The sequence below is a fragment of the Stenotrophomonas sp. I18B00994 genome, assembly GCF_014145825.1.
GTDB classification, from domain to species: domain Bacteria; phylum Pseudomonadota; class Gammaproteobacteria; order Xanthomonadales; family Xanthomonadaceae; genus Stenotrophomonas; species Stenotrophomonas maltophilia.
In genome coordinates this window covers 24992-41161 of the sequence record NZ_JACIUW010000029.1, presented here as the reverse complement: position 1 = coordinate 41161, position 16170 = coordinate 24992, and the positions used below count along the sequence as shown (strand labels likewise).

20 protein-coding genes, 1 other RNA gene and 1 pseudogene are annotated in these 16170 nt (G+C 67.1%); 8 read left to right on the top strand and 14 right to left on the bottom strand.

All coding sequences use genetic code 11. The annotated features are described in order from the left end of the window. A pseudogene (locus tag H4O10_RS20730) lies at nt 1-111 on the top strand (IS110 family transposase); the annotation flags it as partial. A gap of 82 nt (nt 112-193) precedes the next feature. Here H4O10_RS20730 and H4O10_RS20725 read toward each other — a convergent pair. Beyond that, nucleotides 194-2191, bottom strand: coding sequence for a bifunctional DedA family/phosphatase PAP2 family protein (locus H4O10_RS20725; RefSeq protein ID WP_033834485.1), 1998 nt, complete (start codon nt 2189-2191; stop codon nt 194-196). 85 nt (nt 2192-2276) lie between these two features. Between H4O10_RS20725 and H4O10_RS20720 the strand changes: the two genes are divergently transcribed. Further along, nucleotides 2277-2939: a serine/threonine-protein kinase gene (locus tag H4O10_RS20720; RefSeq protein WP_012481180.1), complete on the top strand. Its 663-nt coding sequence runs from the start codon at nt 2277-2279 to the stop codon at nt 2937-2939. Beyond that, nucleotides 2936-3442 carry a DUF2867 domain-containing protein gene (locus tag H4O10_RS20715; protein ID WP_033834484.1) on the top strand — a complete coding sequence of 169 codons (507 nt, stop codon included), beginning with the start codon at nt 2936-2938 and terminating at the stop codon, nt 3440-3442. Before H4O10_RS20720 ends, H4O10_RS20715 begins: the two co-directional genes overlap by 4 nt. A gap of 51 nt (nt 3443-3493) precedes the next feature. On the opposite strand, the gene H4O10_RS20710 is transcribed toward H4O10_RS20715, so the two are convergent. Next, nucleotides 3494-4177, bottom strand: a complete 684-nt coding sequence (locus H4O10_RS20710; RefSeq protein WP_005414380.1) for a hypothetical protein — start codon at nt 4175-4177, stop codon at nt 3494-3496. A gap of 108 nt (nt 4178-4285) precedes the next feature. On the opposite strand from H4O10_RS20710, the gene H4O10_RS20705 reads away from it, so the two are divergent. Together H4O10_RS20705 and H4O10_RS20700 are read left to right on the top strand one after the other, a co-directional pair. Continuing rightward, nucleotides 4286-5104 (top strand): NAD(P)-dependent oxidoreductase, encoded by an 819-nt coding sequence (locus H4O10_RS20705; protein ID WP_005410913.1) that lies wholly within the window; start codon nt 4286-4288, stop codon nt 5102-5104. Nucleotides 5105-5197: 93 nt separating this feature from the next. Continuing rightward, nucleotides 5198-6190 (top strand): YiiG family protein, encoded by a 993-nt coding sequence (locus H4O10_RS20700; protein ID WP_049455039.1) that lies wholly within the window; start codon nt 5198-5200, stop codon nt 6188-6190. 55 nt (nt 6191-6245) lie between these two features. On the opposite strand, the gene H4O10_RS20695 is transcribed toward H4O10_RS20700, so the two are convergent. Beyond that, entirely contained in the window at nt 6246-7118 is an 873-nt protein-coding gene (locus tag H4O10_RS20695; protein ID WP_005410911.1) for an ion transporter, read from the bottom strand. Nucleotides 7119-7181: 63 nt separating this feature from the next. Here H4O10_RS20695 and H4O10_RS20690 point away from each other — a divergent pair, with 63 nt between their 5' ends. After that, nucleotides 7182-8408: an acetylornithine transaminase gene (locus tag H4O10_RS20690; RefSeq protein ID WP_005414378.1), complete on the top strand. Its 1227-nt coding sequence runs from the start codon at nt 7182-7184 to the stop codon at nt 8406-8408. A gap of 53 nt (nt 8409-8461) precedes the next feature. On the opposite strand, the gene H4O10_RS20685 is transcribed toward H4O10_RS20690, so the two are convergent. Continuing rightward, the gene (locus H4O10_RS20685) at nt 8462-9064 is read right to left on the bottom strand and encodes an HAD-IA family hydrolase (RefSeq protein ID WP_005410909.1); all 603 of its coding nucleotides are present in this window, start codon (nt 9062-9064) and stop codon (nt 8462-8464) included. A gap of 122 nt (nt 9065-9186) precedes the next feature. Between H4O10_RS20685 and azu the strand changes: the two genes are divergently transcribed. After that, nucleotides 9187-9636, top strand: a complete 450-nt coding sequence (azu, locus tag H4O10_RS20680; protein ID WP_033834481.1) for an azurin — start codon at nt 9187-9189, stop codon at nt 9634-9636. Nucleotides 9637-9708: 72 nt separating this feature from the next. Here the strand turns inward: azu and hemL are convergent, their stop codons facing one another. Further along, the gene (gene hemL / locus H4O10_RS20675; RefSeq protein ID WP_049454422.1) at nt 9709-10998 is read right to left on the bottom strand and encodes a glutamate-1-semialdehyde 2,1-aminomutase; all 1290 of its coding nucleotides are present in this window, start codon (nt 10996-10998) and stop codon (nt 9709-9711) included. A 16-nt stretch (nt 10999-11014) separates the two neighbouring features. After that, complete coding sequence (thiE, locus tag H4O10_RS20670; protein ID WP_005414374.1) at nt 11015-11641, bottom strand: thiamine phosphate synthase; 627 nt, start codon at nt 11639-11641, stop codon at nt 11015-11017. Between the two features lie 34 nt (nt 11642-11675). On the opposite strand from thiE, the gene H4O10_RS20665 reads away from it, so the two are divergent. After that, the gene (locus H4O10_RS20665) at nt 11676-11900 is read left to right on the top strand and encodes a rubredoxin (RefSeq protein WP_005410905.1); all 225 of its coding nucleotides are present in this window, start codon (nt 11676-11678) and stop codon (nt 11898-11900) included. Nucleotides 11901-11978: 78 nt separating this feature from the next. Here H4O10_RS20665 and H4O10_RS20660 read toward each other — a convergent pair whose 3' ends face one another. From H4O10_RS20660 to H4O10_RS20625, 8 genes are all read right to left on the bottom strand, one after another. Beyond that, a complete protein-coding gene (locus tag H4O10_RS20660) occupies nt 11979-12824 on the bottom strand; it encodes a SirB1 family protein (RefSeq protein ID WP_024957828.1) in 846 nt (281 codons plus the stop codon). Between the two features lie 144 nt (nt 12825-12968). Next, complete coding sequence (locus H4O10_RS20655; RefSeq protein ID WP_005410903.1) at nt 12969-13412, bottom strand: DUF192 domain-containing protein; 444 nt, start codon at nt 13410-13412, stop codon at nt 12969-12971. 21 nt (nt 13413-13433) lie between these two features. Next, nucleotides 13434-14081, bottom strand: a complete 648-nt coding sequence (gene rpiA, locus H4O10_RS20650; protein ID WP_049454420.1) for a ribose-5-phosphate isomerase RpiA — start codon at nt 14079-14081, stop codon at nt 13434-13436. 22 nt (nt 14082-14103) lie between these two features. Then, nucleotides 14104-14583, bottom strand: a complete 480-nt coding sequence (locus tag H4O10_RS20645) for an EVE domain-containing protein (RefSeq protein WP_005410901.1) — start codon at nt 14581-14583, stop codon at nt 14104-14106. Further along, nucleotides 14580-15173, bottom strand: a complete 594-nt coding sequence (locus H4O10_RS20640) for a 5-formyltetrahydrofolate cyclo-ligase (protein ID WP_049454417.1) — start codon at nt 15171-15173, stop codon at nt 14580-14582. Before H4O10_RS20640 ends, H4O10_RS20645 begins: the two co-directional genes overlap by 4 nt. Nucleotides 15174-15256: 83 nt before the next feature. Beyond that, nucleotides 15257-15442: non-coding RNA, 6S RNA (gene ssrS / locus H4O10_RS20635), on the bottom strand. Between the two features lie 97 nt (nt 15443-15539). Continuing rightward, nucleotides 15540-15836, bottom strand: coding sequence for a cell division protein ZapA (locus tag H4O10_RS20630; RefSeq protein ID WP_006467013.1), 297 nt, complete (start codon nt 15834-15836; stop codon nt 15540-15542). Further along, complete coding sequence (locus tag H4O10_RS20625) at nt 15833-16054, bottom strand: TIGR02449 family protein (RefSeq protein WP_033834477.1); 222 nt, start codon at nt 16052-16054, stop codon at nt 15833-15835. Before H4O10_RS20625 ends, H4O10_RS20630 begins: the two co-directional genes overlap by 4 nt. Between the last annotated feature and the right edge of the window lie 116 nt (nt 16055-16170).

Here is a 16170-nt window from a genome sequence, read left to right as displayed (position 1 = left end):
AAGGCCAAGGGCAAAGCGAGCAAGGTGGCGCTCGTGGCGGTCATGCGCAAAATGCTGGTGATCCTCAACGCCCGTAAGCGAGACGCCGAGGTGGCCCTCGGCTGCCCCTGACAAGACAGTTGCTACTCCGCCGGGCATGGTTCGGCGCTACCTGTCGTGTTCCGGCAGCGCCGGGTCATGCCCGGCGGCCTCCTCAGGGCGTTGTCGTCTTCAACCGCAGCACCGGCAACCCGGTTTCGCTGTGCACGTCCTCGCGCTGCGGCAGGCCCTGCACGGCGTCCTTCACCGCGTTCAACGCCGGGTCGACGCCACGCAGCGGGTGCCACATGCCGATCCATTCGAAGTGGCGTTCGTAACGCAGGGTCTGTGCACTGCCCAGCCACAGCGGCGTGTTGCCCGCCTGCAGCTGCGCGGGTGCCGGCCACAGGCGCAGCACATAGCGTTCGTCCGGCTTCGCACCCTGGCGCACCATCAGCAGTGCTTCCACGCGGGTGTCCAGCGTGGCCGGCAGCACCGGCAGTTCATCGGCGCCGGTGTTCTTGTCCAGCATCAGCAGCGCCTGCTGCCAGCCTGCCTGTTCCTGCCGCTTCCAGCCACGCGCTTCCAGCTGCGCCTGCAGCGGTGCCAATGGCCCGGCCACCTGCACGTCCAGCGGCCAGCGCTGGTCGTCGTCGAACTCGTTGCGGCGCGCCGGCAGCGTGGCCCAGTCGTGCTGCCACCAGGCCTGCATGTCCATCGCCTGCGGGGCCGGCAGGGTCGGTTCGAAGCGTTCCAGCTTCACCGGGATGTTGCGCGGTGCGTACCACATCGCCGCCACGGCGAAGACGCCGTAGAACAGCCAGGCCACCGGCTTCACCCAGAACGAGCGGTTGAAGCGGCGGCGATAGGCGATGCCCAGCACCAGCAGCCAGAACGTGCCGAACAGCATGCCGCCGATCACGTCGCTCAGCCAATGCGCGCCCAGGTAAAGGCGCGAGAAGCCGATCAGGCTGACCACGATGCCCGAGACCAGGTACGGCCAGACGCGGGTGCGGCCGGGCATCTCGCGTGCGATCAGCACCGCGAAGAAGCCGAAGGTGATGGTGGCCATGGTCACCGACACCGACGGGAAGCCGAAGCCGCTGCTGGCGTCGATCGGGCGCACCACATCCACGGTGGCGCCCAGCAGCATGGTCAGCGCCAGGCCGAAGGCCAGTGCCGCCAGCCAGTGAGCAGCGGCCATCCAGCGTCGGCGCCAGATCAGATAGCCCATCGCCGCGGCGGTGGCCGGCAGCAGGACCTGCCAGGCCCCGAGCGACGCCAGCGCAGCCATCGGGTAGTCGGCCAGCGGATTGCGCAGCGCCAGCATGGCCTGGTGCACCAGCAGGTCGATCGCCAGCGGCTCGCCGTGTGCGACCACCACGGTCAACAGCGCGAACCAGCCCCAGCCCAGCAGGAGCAGCATCAGCGCCAGCATCGCCAGCGGCACCGATTCGCGCCGCTTCGGGTCCAGCACGCCAACGGTGTAGCGGCCCAGCGTCGGGTGGCGGTTGGACCAGTCCAGCAGGCGTGCCAGCCAGTTGTCCATGCGTGCGGCAGACCAGCGGTAGCCGTACAGCACGATGGCCCAGACCAGGCCAAGGATCACTGCCAGCAGGCCGACCACCACCACCAGCCGCCCGGCCACAGCAGCCACCGCGTCGTACGCTTCGCCGAGGATCCAGCCCGGCGCCAGGAACAGCACCGCCCAGGAAATGCTGGCGATGCCGCTGGCCTGCACGTAGCGGCTGGCGGGCATCTTCATCATGCCGGCGATGGCCGGCACGAACGGGCGGATCGCGCCGACGTAGCGTGCCACCAGGATGCTCTTGAAGGCATTGCGGCGGAACAGGTTTTCGCCCCGGTCGAGCAGCTGCGGGTAACGGCTGAACGGCCACACGCCACGCAGGCGGTCGCCCCAGCGGCGGCCGATCCAGTAACTGATGCCATCGCCGGCAAACGCACCCAATGCCGCAGCCGCCACCGCGTACGGCCCGGAGATCTGGCCCAGGCCAATGAACACGCCCACCGCGAACAGCAGTGGCAGTGCCGGCACGATGGCGCCAAGAATGATGACCGCATCGCAGAAGGCGATGAGGAAGATAACGGCGCCCGCCAGCACGGGGTGAGCGGCAATCCACGCGAGCGTGGCGTCGATCCATGAAGAGTCCATTGCCCGATTATAGGGGCGTGAAGGTGACTGGTTCCCAGCCGCTTCGTGACCGTTTGCAACCGGCGCCATCGCCTAGAATGGAGTCATGCCGCATACGCCAGACGCTCCCCACCGTGCTTTGAAGGCCGACAGTTTCGGTCAGATCCTTCTGGTTGAAGGGCCCGATGGCCCGTTCGTACGCCGCGATCTGGGGGCCACGCCGCTGTGGCTGCGGTTGCCCGCGTGGTGGCTTGCACGTCGCGAAGCACGCGCGCTGCGCCATATCCATGGCATGGCCGATGTGCCGCAGCTGCTGGCTTGGGATGGCCGCCACCTCGACCGCAGCTTCATGGCCGGCGATGCCATGTACCAGCGTCCGCCGCGCGGCGATCTGGCCTGGTTCCGCGCCGCGCGTCGCCTGCTGCAGCAGCTGCATCGCAATGGCGTGGCCCACAACGACCTGGCCAAGGAAGCCAACTGGCTGGTCACTGAAGATGGGCGACCGGCGCTGATCGACTTCCAGCTGGCGGTGATCGGCAACCCGCGCTCGCGCTGGATGCGGCTGCTGGCCCGCGAGGACCTGCGCCACCTGCTCAAGCACAAGCGCATGTACTGCCGCGAATCACTCACCCCGGTGGAGAAGCGCGTGCTCAAGCGCACCTCGTGGGTGCGCGAACTGTGGTTCGCCACCGGCAAGCCGGTCTACCGCTTCGTCACCCGCCGCATCCTGCACTGGGAAGACAACGAGGGGCAGGGACCGAAGCCGTGAGTGCATCGCAGGTGATGAGCGCGCCGCCGAGCGCGGGCAGCGTGCTGCGAACTCAGCTGCCCGGTGCGGATTTCGTGCATGCGTGCCATGCGACCACCCGTCGTGATGGGCGCTCGGCCTTGCAGGCCTATCGCGACATGGCCGCGAGCATTCCCGGTTGGTTCGATGGTCTGATGGCGCTGCGCAACCAAGGCATGCGCCTGCTTGGGATGAAGCACCTTGGCTCATTGCGTGCGGTGCAGGACACCGACGATCCGGCTGCCGGCCAGCGGCTGGGCATCTTCACCCTGCAGTCGCTGGATGACGATGCCATCGTGCTGGAAGACGATGATCGCCACCTGCGCGTACAGCTGGCCCTGCAATGGCAGGGCGATGCGCTGGAAGTGGTGACGGTGGTGCATACGCATAACGCATTCGGGCGCCTCTACATGCTGCCGGTCGCGCCCGTGCACAGGTTGATCGTGCCGCATCTGCTGCAGAAGCAGGTGCAGGCGTACCGATGATTCGACACTGCGCTCGCCGGGCCATGCCCGGCGACACGCGGCGTTTCCGGGTTACGGCGTCGCCGGCACCACCTGCTGGCCGATGAAGTTGCGCTTGGCATCGAAGTCATAGGCGATCTGCAGCTGGCCCACGTCCGGGCAGGCGTGGCAGTCGCGCAGCGGTGTGCGGTACAGCAGGCGGATCCCGCCGCCCTCCAGCGGTGTCGCTCCGGCCGATTGCGCCGGCGCGAACGGCGTGGCCTGCGGGTTGGCCTTCAACAGCTCCTGCACGGCCGGGTCGGCACGCAGCGTGTCGTCCAGCTGTACGGCATCCACATCGATGCGCTTGCCGCTGGCGTCGACCAGGCGGGTGCCTTCGTTGGTGTTGGCCCGGAAGGGATACTCGACCGTGGCAATGCCCAGCCCCTCGTTCTCATGCCAGGCGGTGACATACGCCAGTTCCCCGGCGCTGGACAGTTGCTCGGCCGCGGTGATCGCCTCGGCGCTTGCTCCCCCCGCTCGCATCGCATCGCGCAGGCAATCCCGGGTGGCGGCATTCTCGCCCTGGCGGCATGCGTTCAGATCGCCATCCCAGACCACGGCCTCGCTCCAGCGCATCTTGCCGTCGGCGGCGGCCTTCTCCGCGCTGGGCGCGTCACCGGCGGGTGGCTCCTTGCCGGGTTCCGGCGAACGGCCCTGGCAGGCAGTCAGCAGGGCAAGCCCCAAGGCAGGCAGCAACAGGCGGGAACGGCGCATGGCGTGGACCTCGTGCGTTGGCTGGAGGCCCGAGTATCGTCAAGGCCGGGTGAACTCCGCGTCGGCGCGGCATACTAGCGGCTCATTGCATACGCTGGAGTGTGGAACGTGGGCAGTCTGCAGGGCAAAACGCTTTTCATCACCGGAGCCTCGCGTGGGATCGGCCTGGCCATCGCACTGCGCGCTGCGCGCGACGGCGCCAACGTGGCCATTGCGGCCAAGTCGTCGGTGCCGAATCCGAAGCTGCCGGGCACCATCCATACCGCGGCTGAAGCGGTGACGGCGGCAGGCGGGCAGGGCCTGGCCCTGAAGTGCGACATCCGCGAGGAAGAGCAGGTGCACGCGGCGGTTGCGGCCACGGTCGATACCTTCGGCGGCATCGACATCTTGGTCAACAACGCCAGCGCGATCTGGCTGCGCGGTACGCTGGATACGCCGATGAAGCGTTTCGACCTGATGCAGCAGGTCAATGCGCGCGGCAGTTTCCTGTGCGCGCAGGCCTGCCTGCCGTACCTGCTGCAGGCGCCGAATCCGCACATCCTCACCCTTGCACCGCCGCCCAGCCTGGAGCCGAAGTGGTGGGCACCGCATACCGGCTACACGCTGGCGAAGATGGGCATGAGCTTCGTTACCCTGGGCCTGGCCGCGGAATTCGGCCCGCAGGGCGTGGCGGTGAATGCGCTGTGGCCGCGCACGGTCATCGCCACCGATGCGATCAACATGATCCCGGGCGTGGATGCGGCCGGCTGCCGCACGCCGCAGATCATGGCTGATGCCGCGCATGCGGTGCTGGTGCGCGAAGCGGCGGGCTTCCATGGCCAGTTCCTGATCGACGATGACGTGCTGGCGCAGGCGGGTATCACCGATCTTTCGGGCTACGCAGTGGATCCATCGCGTCCGTTGCTGCCGGATCTGTTCCTGGATTGATCGTACGTCGCCGGAAGAGGCCGAGGGCTGCGACCTTCGGCCTGCTGCGCTAGAATGTGCGGCTGTAATCGTTTTCAACAGGGATGTGAGCACATGTCACGCACTCTTTCCGTCGCGGCGCTGGCCGCTTCGCTGTCGTTGATCCTGGCCGCCTGCGGTGGCAAGGCACCCGCCGCTGCGGGCGGCGCCGCTGCCTCCGGCACGCCGGACGCCAGCGCGGCGCCGTCCGACCCGCAGCAGCAGTTGGCCGCCAAGCTCAACGCCTACATCGGCTGCTTCAACGCGCTTGATTCGAAGACCCACGGCAGCATCGAGTCCTATACGCGCTGGATCAAGGATGTCGCCGCCGGCCCGACCGGTCGCGAGACACAGGTGTACGGTCCGTTCGAGATCAGCGATTACGACATGAAGCAGTGCGATGCCCCCGTGACCGAGGCGATGGCTGCCAAGCCAGTGCTGGCCGAACTCGATGCTGCTGCCGGCCACTACCAGCAGGCGCTGAAGGCACTGGTGCCGATCAGCAAGGACGCGCACGACTACTACGATCGCCAGGACTACGAAGACGACCAGTTCGCCAAGGGCAAGCAGCTGCACGCGCCCTTGATGGCCGCCTTCAAGGATTTCGTGGCTGCCAGCGAAACGTTCAATGCCGAGCTGGAGCGCCAGAACGACGCCGCCCAGCGCGAGCAGCTCAAGGCACTGGAGCAGGCCGAGGGTCGCACGCGCGAGTACTACCGCCTGGCGATGATGCTGGAAGCCAAGGCCATCATGGATCTGATGAGCGAGGATGATTTCGATCAGGCCAAGGCCCGCGAGCGTCTGGATGCGTTCAACCGCATTTCCGACGAAGCGCATGCGAAGGTGGCTGACCAGGAGCCGGGCAAGCTGGACTGGAACAGCTTCGAGCGCGAAGCCGAGAACTTCCGTCGGGAAGGCAAGGAGCGGCTGCACCGGGTCAGCAGCAAGACGCCCTACAGCGATTTCGAACGGCGTATGCTTGATTCGCCGTCGATGGCGCCGCGTGGATCGGCCAGCAAGCTGATGCAGGAATACAACACGCTCGTTTTCCAGAGCAACCGCCAGTAGTGCTCCCGCTTATGGCGTGATCAGCGTGCGCCGGTGTACATCGCCGGCGCTCGCATCAATGACTGAACGCATCCGGCAGCTTGCCGCCGCACTTGCGGCAGTGCAGTGCATCTGGTTCATGGCCTTCCAGCCCACAGTCCGGGCAGCCACGCGCATCGCGGCGTGCGGCCTGCTCGGCTTCACGCATGGTGCTGGCCAGTTCGGCGGTGTAGATGCCGGTGGGCACGGCGATGATGCTGTAGCCGATCAGGATCAGCACCGAGGTGACGAAGCGGCCGAGCACGGTCTGCGGCACGATATCGCCGAAGCCGACCGTGGCCATGGTCACCACCGCCCAGTACATGCTGGCCGGGATGTTGGTGAAACCGTGTTCGGGGCCCTCGATCACGTACATCAGCGCACCGGCGATGATGGTGATGGTGATCACCGTGAACAGGAACACCAGCACCTTGCGCCGGCTGCGCCACAGCGACGTCATCAGGACGCCGCTTTCCTCGATGTAGCGGGTCAGCTTCAGGATGCGGAACACCCGCAGGATGCGCAGCGCGCGCACCACCAGCAGGCTCTGCGCGCCGGGGATGAACATCGACAGGTAGGCGGGCAGGATCGACAGCAGGTCGATGATGCCCCAGATGCTCACTGCATACCGCAGCGGGCGCTTGACCACCGCCAGCCGCAGCAGGTACTCGGCGGTGAAGATGATCGTGAATCCCCATTCCAGGATGTACAGGCCGGTGGACCATTCGGCATGCAGGTGCTGCACGCTGTCGATCATCACCACCAGGATGCTGGCGACGATCGCCACCACCAGGATCAGGTCGAAATTGCGCGAAGGGCGGGTGTCATGGCGGTAGATGATGTCGAACCACCGACGGCGCCAGCCGGTCTCGGTGGCGGGGTTGAGCTGGGGGGCGGAAAACGGTCGCATGGGCGCATTGTGCCGCAGGGGTTCCGGCGCGAGAATGGGCGTTCCTGAACCCTGCCGACTGCCATGACCGCCGCGACCGATCCGCTGATCTCCCTTTCGCACTATTACCTGCCGGTCTACAAGCCCCGCCAGGTGGTACTGGAGCGAGGCCAGGGCGCCCGCGTATGGGACAGCCAGGGCCGTGAGTTCATCGACCTGGCTGCCGGCATCGCCGTGTGCGGCCTGGGCCACAACGATCCGGACCTGGTGGCCGCGCTGGTCGAGCAGGCCGGCAAGCTCTGGCACACCAGCAACGTGTTCTACAGCGCACCGCCGCTGCACCTGGCCGAGGAACTGGTGAAGGCCAGTCGTTTCGCCGAGCGGGTGTTCCTGTGCAACTCCGGCGCCGAAGCCAACGAAGTGGCGATCAAGATGGTCCGCAAGTGGGCCTCCAGCCAGGGCCGCCCGGCCGACAAGCGCGTCATCATCACCTTCCGTGGCAGCTTCCACGGCCGCACCATGGGCGCGGTGACCGCTACCGCGCAGCCGAAGTACCAGGAAGGCTACGAGCCGCTGCCGGGTGGCTTCCGCTACATCGATTTCAACGACGAAGTGCAGCTGGAAACCGCGATGGCCGCCGGTGACGTGGCGGCGGTGATGCTGGAGCCGATCCAGGGCGAGGGCGGCGTGATGCCGGCCAAGTCCGGCTTCCTCAAGCGCGTGCGCGAACTGTGCGACCAGCACGACGCGCTGCTGGTGCTGGACGAGATCCAGGCCGGCATGGGCCGCACCGGCACGCTGTTCGCGCACTGGCAGGACGACGTGGTGCCGGACATGGTCACCCTGGCCAAGGCACTGGGTGGCGGCTTCCCGATCGGTGCGATGCTGGCCGGCCCGAAGGTGGCCGAGACCATGCAGTTTGGCGCGCACGGCACCACCTTCGGTGGCAACCCGCTGGCCGCTGCGGTGGCCCGCGTGGCGCTGCGCAAGCTGGCCTCGTCGGAGATCGCCGCCAACGTCAGCCGCCAGTCGAAGGCGCTGCGCGATGGCTTCGCGCGCATCAACGAAGAGTTCGGCGTGTTCAGCGAGGTGCGTGGTCGCGGCCTGATGCTGGGTGCGGTGCTGAGCAAGGACTTCGCCGGCCAGGCTGGTGCGATCCTCGACCACGCTGCCGGGCAGGGGCTGCTGACCCTGCAGGCCGGCCCGGACGTGCTGCGCTTCGTGCCGTCGCTGAACATCACCGACGAAGAAGTGGCTGAAGGCCTCAAGCGCCTGCGCGCGGCAATTGCCGCGTTCATCGCCGCGCGCTGACGCCCTGGCGTCGGGGTCGGATCCCTCTCCTGCGCAGAGGGCTCTGACCCCGATCAGCCCACCGCGTAACGCTTCAACACCTTGCCCAGCCCACGGCCATCGCGCACGGTTTCCGCGTGCAGGCCGGCGGCGCGTGCGCCGCGCACGTTGGCGAACAGGTCATCGACGAACAGCGTGCGCGCAGGTGCCACGTCCAGTGCTTCCAGCGTGCGCAGGAACACCGCGGGCGCCGGTTTGCGCAAGCCGAACTCCGCGCTGCAGAACACGCGCTCATGCAGGGCCGGGAACAGTTCCGGTAGCAGAGTGGGCAAGGCCTGCTGCATCAGTGCGCCATTGTTGGTCAGCACCGCCATCGGCAGCTGCAGGGCCTGCAGCCGCTGCAGCACGGCCGGCTGTGGATGGCTGGCGGCCTGTCGCGCCGCGATCCACGTGTGTACATCAACGGTGCGGCCCAGCTGTTTGCTCAGCTGCGCCAGATAGGCCGGGCCATCCAGCGTGCCATTGTCATGTGCTGCTTCCAGCCCGCTGTCGTACAGCGCGGCCTGCACGGTTTCCGGCGCGACATCCAGCGCTTGTGCCAGATGCAGCACGCGCTGCGCGCGCTGGTACTGCACCAGCACGCCGTCCACATCCAGCAGCAACAGATCGATCCGCATCGGCCGAGCATGCCATCGCGGTGGATGCGCGGAAACCCTGGAGTGCGCGTGCGACAGACGGTCGCAGACGCGGCCACAGGGGGCTGCCTAGAATGGCGTTTGAATCCGCAGGAGATGCAACGATGAAGGCTTGGATGGTGGCAGTGGGACTGGGCGCGCTGATGCTGGCGCCGTCGGCGATGGCGCGGGTGTGTGCGGTCAGCATCGACAGCACCGACCAGATGAGCTTCAGCAGCCGCGAGATCAAGGTCGCCGCCGACTGCACCGCCGTGGACCTGACCCTGCGCCACACCGGCAAGCTGGCCGCCACCGCGATGGGCCACAACTGGGTACTTACCCGCACTGCCGATTACCAGCCGGTGGCGATGGCGGGCATGCGCATGACCCTGGCCGACAGCTACCTGCCGAAGGCCGACAAGCGCGTGCTGGCGCACACCAAGGTGATCGGCGGTGGCGAGACCACGCGCGTGCGCTTCTCCACCCAGGGCCTGCAGAAGGGCGGTGACTACACCTTCTTCTGCTCGTTCCCCGGCCACTTCGCGATGATGAAGGGCAAGTTCGTCTTCGGTTGAAAAAAAGGGGACGGAGGGGATTAAGTCGTTTGTGCACAAACGACTTAATCCCCTCCGTCCCCTTTTTTGCGATCAGCCCTTGGCAGCCTTGAACGCCACGCGTGCTGCGGCCAGCGTCGCCTCGATCACGGCATCGTCGTGGGCGCTGGACAGGAAGCCGGCCTCGTACGCCGACGGGGCCAGGAACACGCCCTGCTCCAGCATTGCGTGGAAGAAGCGGTTGAACGCCGGAATGTCACAGGCGGTGGCCTGCGCATAGGTCTCCACCTTCTCGCTGGTGAAGAACAGCCCGAACATCGCACCCACGCAGGTGGTGGTCACGGCCACACCGGATTCGGCGGCGGCCGCTTCCAGGCCGGCACACAGGCGCGCGGTGCGCTCGGCCAGGTCGGCGTGGAAGCCCGGCTGCTGGATCAGCTCCAGCATCGCCAGTCCGGCGGCCATCGCCACCGGATTGCCGCTCAGCGTGCCGGCCTGGTAGATCGGGCCGGCCGGTGCGATCTGCTGCATCAGCTCGCGGCGACCACCGTAGGCACCCACCGGCATGCCACCGCCGATGATCTTGCCGAAAGTGGTCAGGTCCGGGGTGATGCCGTAATGCGCCTGCGCACCGCCGAGGGCAACACGGAAGCCGGTCATCACTTCGTCGAAGATCAGCAGCGCGCCATGCTTCGTGCACAGCGCACGCAGGTGTTGCAGGTAGCCCTCGCGCGGCGGGATGCAGTTGGCGTTGCCGACCACCGGTTCGATGATCAGGCCGGCGATGTCGTCACCCTGCTGTTCGAACAGGGCGGTGGCCGCTTCGAAGTCGTTGTACGGCAGGGTCAGGGTCAGTTCGCTCAGGCCGGCCGGGACGCCCGGCGAGGTTGGCACGCCCAGGGTCAGCATGCCGCTGCCGGCCTTGACCAGGAACGAGTCGCCGTGGCCGTGGTAGCAGCCTTCGAACTTGACGATGCGGTTGCGGCCGGTGGCGCCACGCGCCAGGCGGATCGCCGACAGCGTGGCCTCGGTGCCGGAGTTGACCATGCGCACCATCTCGCACGATGGCACCAGGCGGGTGATGGTCTCGGCCATGGTGACTTCGGCCGCGCACGGCGCACCGAAGGACAGGCCATTGTCGATCGCCTTCTTCACCGCCTGGCGCACGGCCGGGTGGTTGTGGCCGACGATCATCGGGCCCCAGGAACCGACGTAGTCCATGTAGCGGTTGCCATCGACGTCGTACAGGTAGGCGCCATCGGCGCGTTCAACGAAGAACGGCTCGCCGCCGACCGACTTGAACGCACGTACCGGCGAATTGACGCCGCCCGGCAGCAGCTGCTGGGCACGGGAGAACAGGGCGTGGGACTGGTCGTGGTTCATGGGGCTTTCCTGGGCATTACGCGAACTGGGCGAGATAGGCGCGCTGGGTCGCGACCGGGTCCGATGCGGCATAGATACCGCTGACCACGGCCACCAGATCGGCGCCGGCGTCGATGATGGGACCGACATTGTCCGGCGTCAGGCCGCCGATCGCCACCCGCGGCACGCCGAGTGCGGCGCTTTGCCGCAGCAGGTCGGTGTGGGCGCGGCTGCTGGTGACCTTGGTGGTGGTCGGGAAGAAGGCGCCGAAGGCCACATAGCTGGCGCCGGCCGCCACGGCCTTCTCGGCATTGGCCAGCTGGTCGTAGCAGGAGGCGCCGATGATGGCCTCGGCACCGAGCAGCGCGCGCGCGCTGGGGATGTCCCCGTCGGTGCCGCCCAGATGCACGCCGGCGGCGCCCACGGCCTTGGCCAGCACCGGATCGTCGTTGACGATCAGCGGCACGCCGTGGGCGGCGCACAGGCCTTGCAGGGCCGCCGCCTGTTCCTGCCGCAGCGCGTCGCTGGCGGTCTTGTTGCGGTACTGCAGCCAGGTGGCACCCGCGGCCAGCAGCGGCGCGGTACGGGCCAGCAGGCGCGCGGTATCGGGCTCGTCCGGGGTGATCAGGTAGACGCCGCGGGGCGCCGGGGAAGCAGAAGTCATCGATGGCTACCGGTGCGTGGGCTGCAATGGGACAATGGCCGCCCGTGAATCCAGCCCCGATTATCCGATGAGCGACGCCAGCCCCACCACCCTGCGAACCTGGATGTGCGTGGTCTGCGGCTTCCTGTACAGCGAAGCGGAAGGCTTGCCGGAGGAGGGTATTGAGCCCGGGACGCGTTGGGAGGACATTCCCGAGACCTGGACCTGCCCGGACTGCGGGGTGACCAAGGCCGATTTCGAGATGGTCGAGGTCGATTGACCGGCGGGCCACCCGGCCCATCCTGTGGGTGCTGACCGTTGGGGTGGGTGTGGACCGTTGGTCCACACACCGACACCCTCAATGCAGCCGCGGCATCGGCCCGCCGAGGTCGATCAGCTTCTCGCGCAGCCACTGCGCATCGCTGGCCTCGGGATTGCGCTTCAGGTACTGCCCCAGGTCATGGCGGGCACCGGCCAGATACTCCAGTTGCAGGTACGCCAGGCCGCGGTCGCGCAGCGCGTCGTCCTGCTCGGGCGCCAGTTTCAGCAGGCGGTCGGCACTGCGTGCGGCACGATCCCATTCACCGGCTTCGGCGTAGACGCCATGCAGGTTGCGCAGCATGCGCATCAGGATCGCGCGCGCCGGCGCCGGGTCGAGGATCTGCGCCAGCACCTGGTCATCGGGCATCTGCCCGCCCAGGTGTGACTTGGCGCGTTCGCGCAGTTCGTCCACGTCCAGTGGCCGGCCACCGTTGAACGGGTCCATCACCAGCACGCCGTCGTCCACCGGCAAGCGCACCAGGAAGTGGCCGGGGAAGGACACGCCATCCAACGGTATGCCGAGCCGGCGCGCGACTTCCATCTGCACCAGCGCCAACGAGATCGGATTGCCCAGGCGCCGCTCGAACACCTGGTTGAGGTAGCTGTTGCGCGGGTCGTAATACTCGTCGTGGTCGCCGCTGTAGCCCAGCTCGTCGAACAGGTGGCGGTTGATCGCCGCCATTTTCAGTGGGCTGTTGTCGATGCTCTCCACTTCCGAACGGAGGTGGTCGACATGGCTCTGGATCAGCGCGTCGTAGGTGGACGGCTGCAGATCGGGGTATTCATCGCGCGCGATCAGCAGCGCGGTCGGCAACAAGGGCAGCGCCTCGTCTTCGAGGTCGGCCAGTGCATCCCAGTCGGGGAGTGTGATCCGGTCCTGCATGATCACAGACTGGCGTCATTCGCAGGCGGTTTCAAGCGGTGCCGCGTGAAAAATCCAGGGGTCAGATCCCTTTCGCGTGCGAAAGGGATCTGACCCCTGCAGGGTTGCCGGCCAGCGGCCGGCACTACCGCGGGCAGAACCCTGTTACTCGATGCCTGGGCCGAACTTCAGCTCCGTGCCGTCCTTCAGCTTGAGCTTCTCGGCCTGGCCGGCGTTGAGCTCCAGCACGTAACGTGCCGGGCCACCGCTGGGGTAGGGCGGGCACATGTCGCCGGCCGAGCACGGCGGCACATCACGCTGCTGGCTGACCAGCTTGCGCTGGCTGTCGAAGTACAGGATGTCCAGCGCGATCCTGGTGTTCTTCATCCAGTACGCCTGCATTTCCTCGCGGTCGTGGATGAACAGCATGCCGTGGTCGGCCGCCATCTGGTCGCGGAACATCAGACCGCGTGCGCGGGTTTCATCGTTGGTGGCCAGCTCGACCTGGTAGCGGGCGCCATCCAGTTCGACCCAGTGGCGGGCCGCGTCGGTGGCGCAGCCAGCCAGGGCCAGCAGCGGGAGCATCAGCAGCGAACGCAACAGCGACATCGTCAGGATCCTTCGAAAGGGTCAGAGCACGACCGGCGGCTCGCCGCCGACGATCACCACATCTGCGCGGCGGCGCGCGAACAGGCCGACGCAGACCACGCCCGGCAGCTGATTGAGCTCGCGCTCCAGCTTTTCCGGATCGGTGATCTGCAGGTTGTGGATGTCCAGGATCTGGTTGCCGTTGTCGGTGACCACGCCTTCACGCCAGGTCGGCTGGCCGCCGGTCATGTCGCGGATCTGGCGGGCGACCAGGCTGCGCGCCATCGGGATCACTTCCACCGGCAGCGGGAACCTGCCCAGCACCGGCACCCGCTTGCTCGGGTCGATGATGCAGATGAAGCGCTCGCTGGCCTCGGCGATGATCTTCTCGCGGGTCAGCGCGGCGCCGCCGCCCTTGATCAGGCACTTGTTGGCGTCGCACTCATCGGCGCCATCGACGTACAGCGACAGGTTGCCGCTGTGGTTCAGCTCGATCACCTCGATGCCGTGCTGCTTCAGGCGCGCGGTGCTCTGCTCGGAGCTGGACACAGCGCCCTTGATGCGGTGCTGGATGCGGGCCAGGGCATCGATGAAATAGGCCACGGTGGAACCGGTGCCGACACCGACGATCATGCCGTCTTCAACGTACTCGATGGCTTTCTCGGCGGCCAGGCGCTTGGCTTCGGACATGGGAGAACTCTCAGGCAGGGAATCAGGATTTCTTTTCCAGCGACAGCAGCAGCTTCCACTGCGCGGCGGTCACCGGGAACACCGACAGGCGGTTGCCCTTGGCAACCAGCGGGAAGCCCTCGCCGAGTTCTTCGGCGTGCAGCTTGATCTCGTCCAGCGCGATCACCTGCTTGAGCTTGCGGTCGAAGGCCACGTCCACCAGCATCCAGCGCGGGTTTTCGCGCGTGCTCTTGGGGTCGTGGTAGTCGGATTTCGGATCGAACTGGGTGTCGTCCGGGTAGGCCGTACTGGCCACGGTGGCCAGGCCGACGATGCCGGGCACCTTGGTATTGGAGTGGTAGAACAGGATGCCGTCGCCCACCTGCATGCCATCGCGCATGAAGTTGCGCGCCTGATAGTTGCGCACCCCGTTCCAGGGTTCGACCTTGACCTTGGCCAGGTCATCGATGGAGAAGGCGTCCGGTTCGGACTTCATCAGCCAGTAGCGCTTGCGGGCGGTCATGCGTTCACGGGGGCAGCGGAGGGGAACAGGGTGCCGTCTTCGGTGCAGATCGCATCCACCGGCACGTCCCACGACGCCACCGGCAAGGACTCGACCTGCTGCACCGCGAACGCAGCACCGACCAGCCAGGGCGGCGCCGGCCGGTCGTGGCGGAAGGCGAAGCTGCGATCATACCAGCCGCCCCCCATGCCCAGCCGCCGGCACTGCGTGTCGAAACCCACCAGCGGGGCCACCACCAGCGCCATCTGTGCTGGTTCCAGGGTGTCTTCCAGCGCCACGTCCGGCTCGGGAATGCCGTAGCGGTTGCTGGTCAGCGGCTGCCCCGGCCGCCACGGCGCGAAGCGCAGCACGTCGCCGGCCAGCACCGGCAGGCAGTAGGTGAGGCCTTCGGGCAACTGCAACTGCCAGCGGTGCAGGGCGATCTCGCCATCCAGCGCCCAGTAGCCGGCCACGGCGCCTTCGCGCGGGGCGAACGGCAGGGCGAGCAGGGCATCGGCAAGCGATTCGGCGGCGGCGATGCGCTTAGCGGCGGAAAGGTCGCGGCGGCGTTGCCGCAGGTCGTGGCGCAGGGCCTGGCGCGGGTCGGTCATGGCAGCGTGCGGCAAGGATCAGCCGTCATTGTGCCGGAAAGAACAAGGGCGACGCCCGAAGACGCCGCCCTTGCTGGAATATTGCATTCTCCGCAATGTCGATGCATGCGAAACGACCTTGAACCCGGGGGCTCAAGTGGGAACGCTGGAGAACCATCGGGCTTCCCGCTGCAAGGCGGACCTGCACTCCCGGCGCTGTCGCGCTCCCGGTGTCGTTCTTAAGGGACAAGGCGAATGTTTGCACATGCCGTCGAGTACCGCAGAGAACGCGTGACCATTATAGCCAGCACGCAGGATCTGGATAGGCCGTTCGTCGGCAACAGTCCGTGCCAATTCAGATATGAGAAGACGCGTTTTGCACGATTTTCAGGCGCCGCCGTCGATGGCGCGGTCCAGGCGCCGGTTCAGGTCGGCCAGGGTCTGCTGCAGGGCCACGGCCTGGCGGGCGTTTTCGTCGCGCAGCAGCTGCAGTTCGTGGGCCAGGTTCAGCGCGGCCAGTACGGCAACGCGATCAACCGCGGCCATGCGGTTGCTGCCGCGGATCTCGCGCATGCGCGCATCCAGCAGGCGTGCGGCGGCCATCAGGCTGTCACGTTCATCGCCGCCGACGCCCACGGTGTATTCACGATCGAGGATGCGGACACTGACCGGTTCGGCGCTCATGTGTGCTGCTCCAGGGATTTGAGCCGGCTGATCATTGCTTCCACCCGCGAACGTGCCTGCTCATTCTTGGCCAGCAGCGTCGAGCGCTCGGCCACCAGCTGTTCCTGCTGGTGGCGCAGGCTGCGGTTCTCCTCGGCCAGGCGCTGGGTGCGTTCAAGCAACGCTTCCACGCGGGCGGCGAAGTCCTGCAGCTGGGCAAGGGGATCGGCGGGTTCCATGCGGGCACGATAGGCAAGCCGGGCAAGGGCGGTCAAGCGTTGTCGCAGCAAGGCTGGACGGCTGCGGAGAGGATGCCGTCGGGTTGCTACACTACGGGGTCTCACGGGCGCGCGCG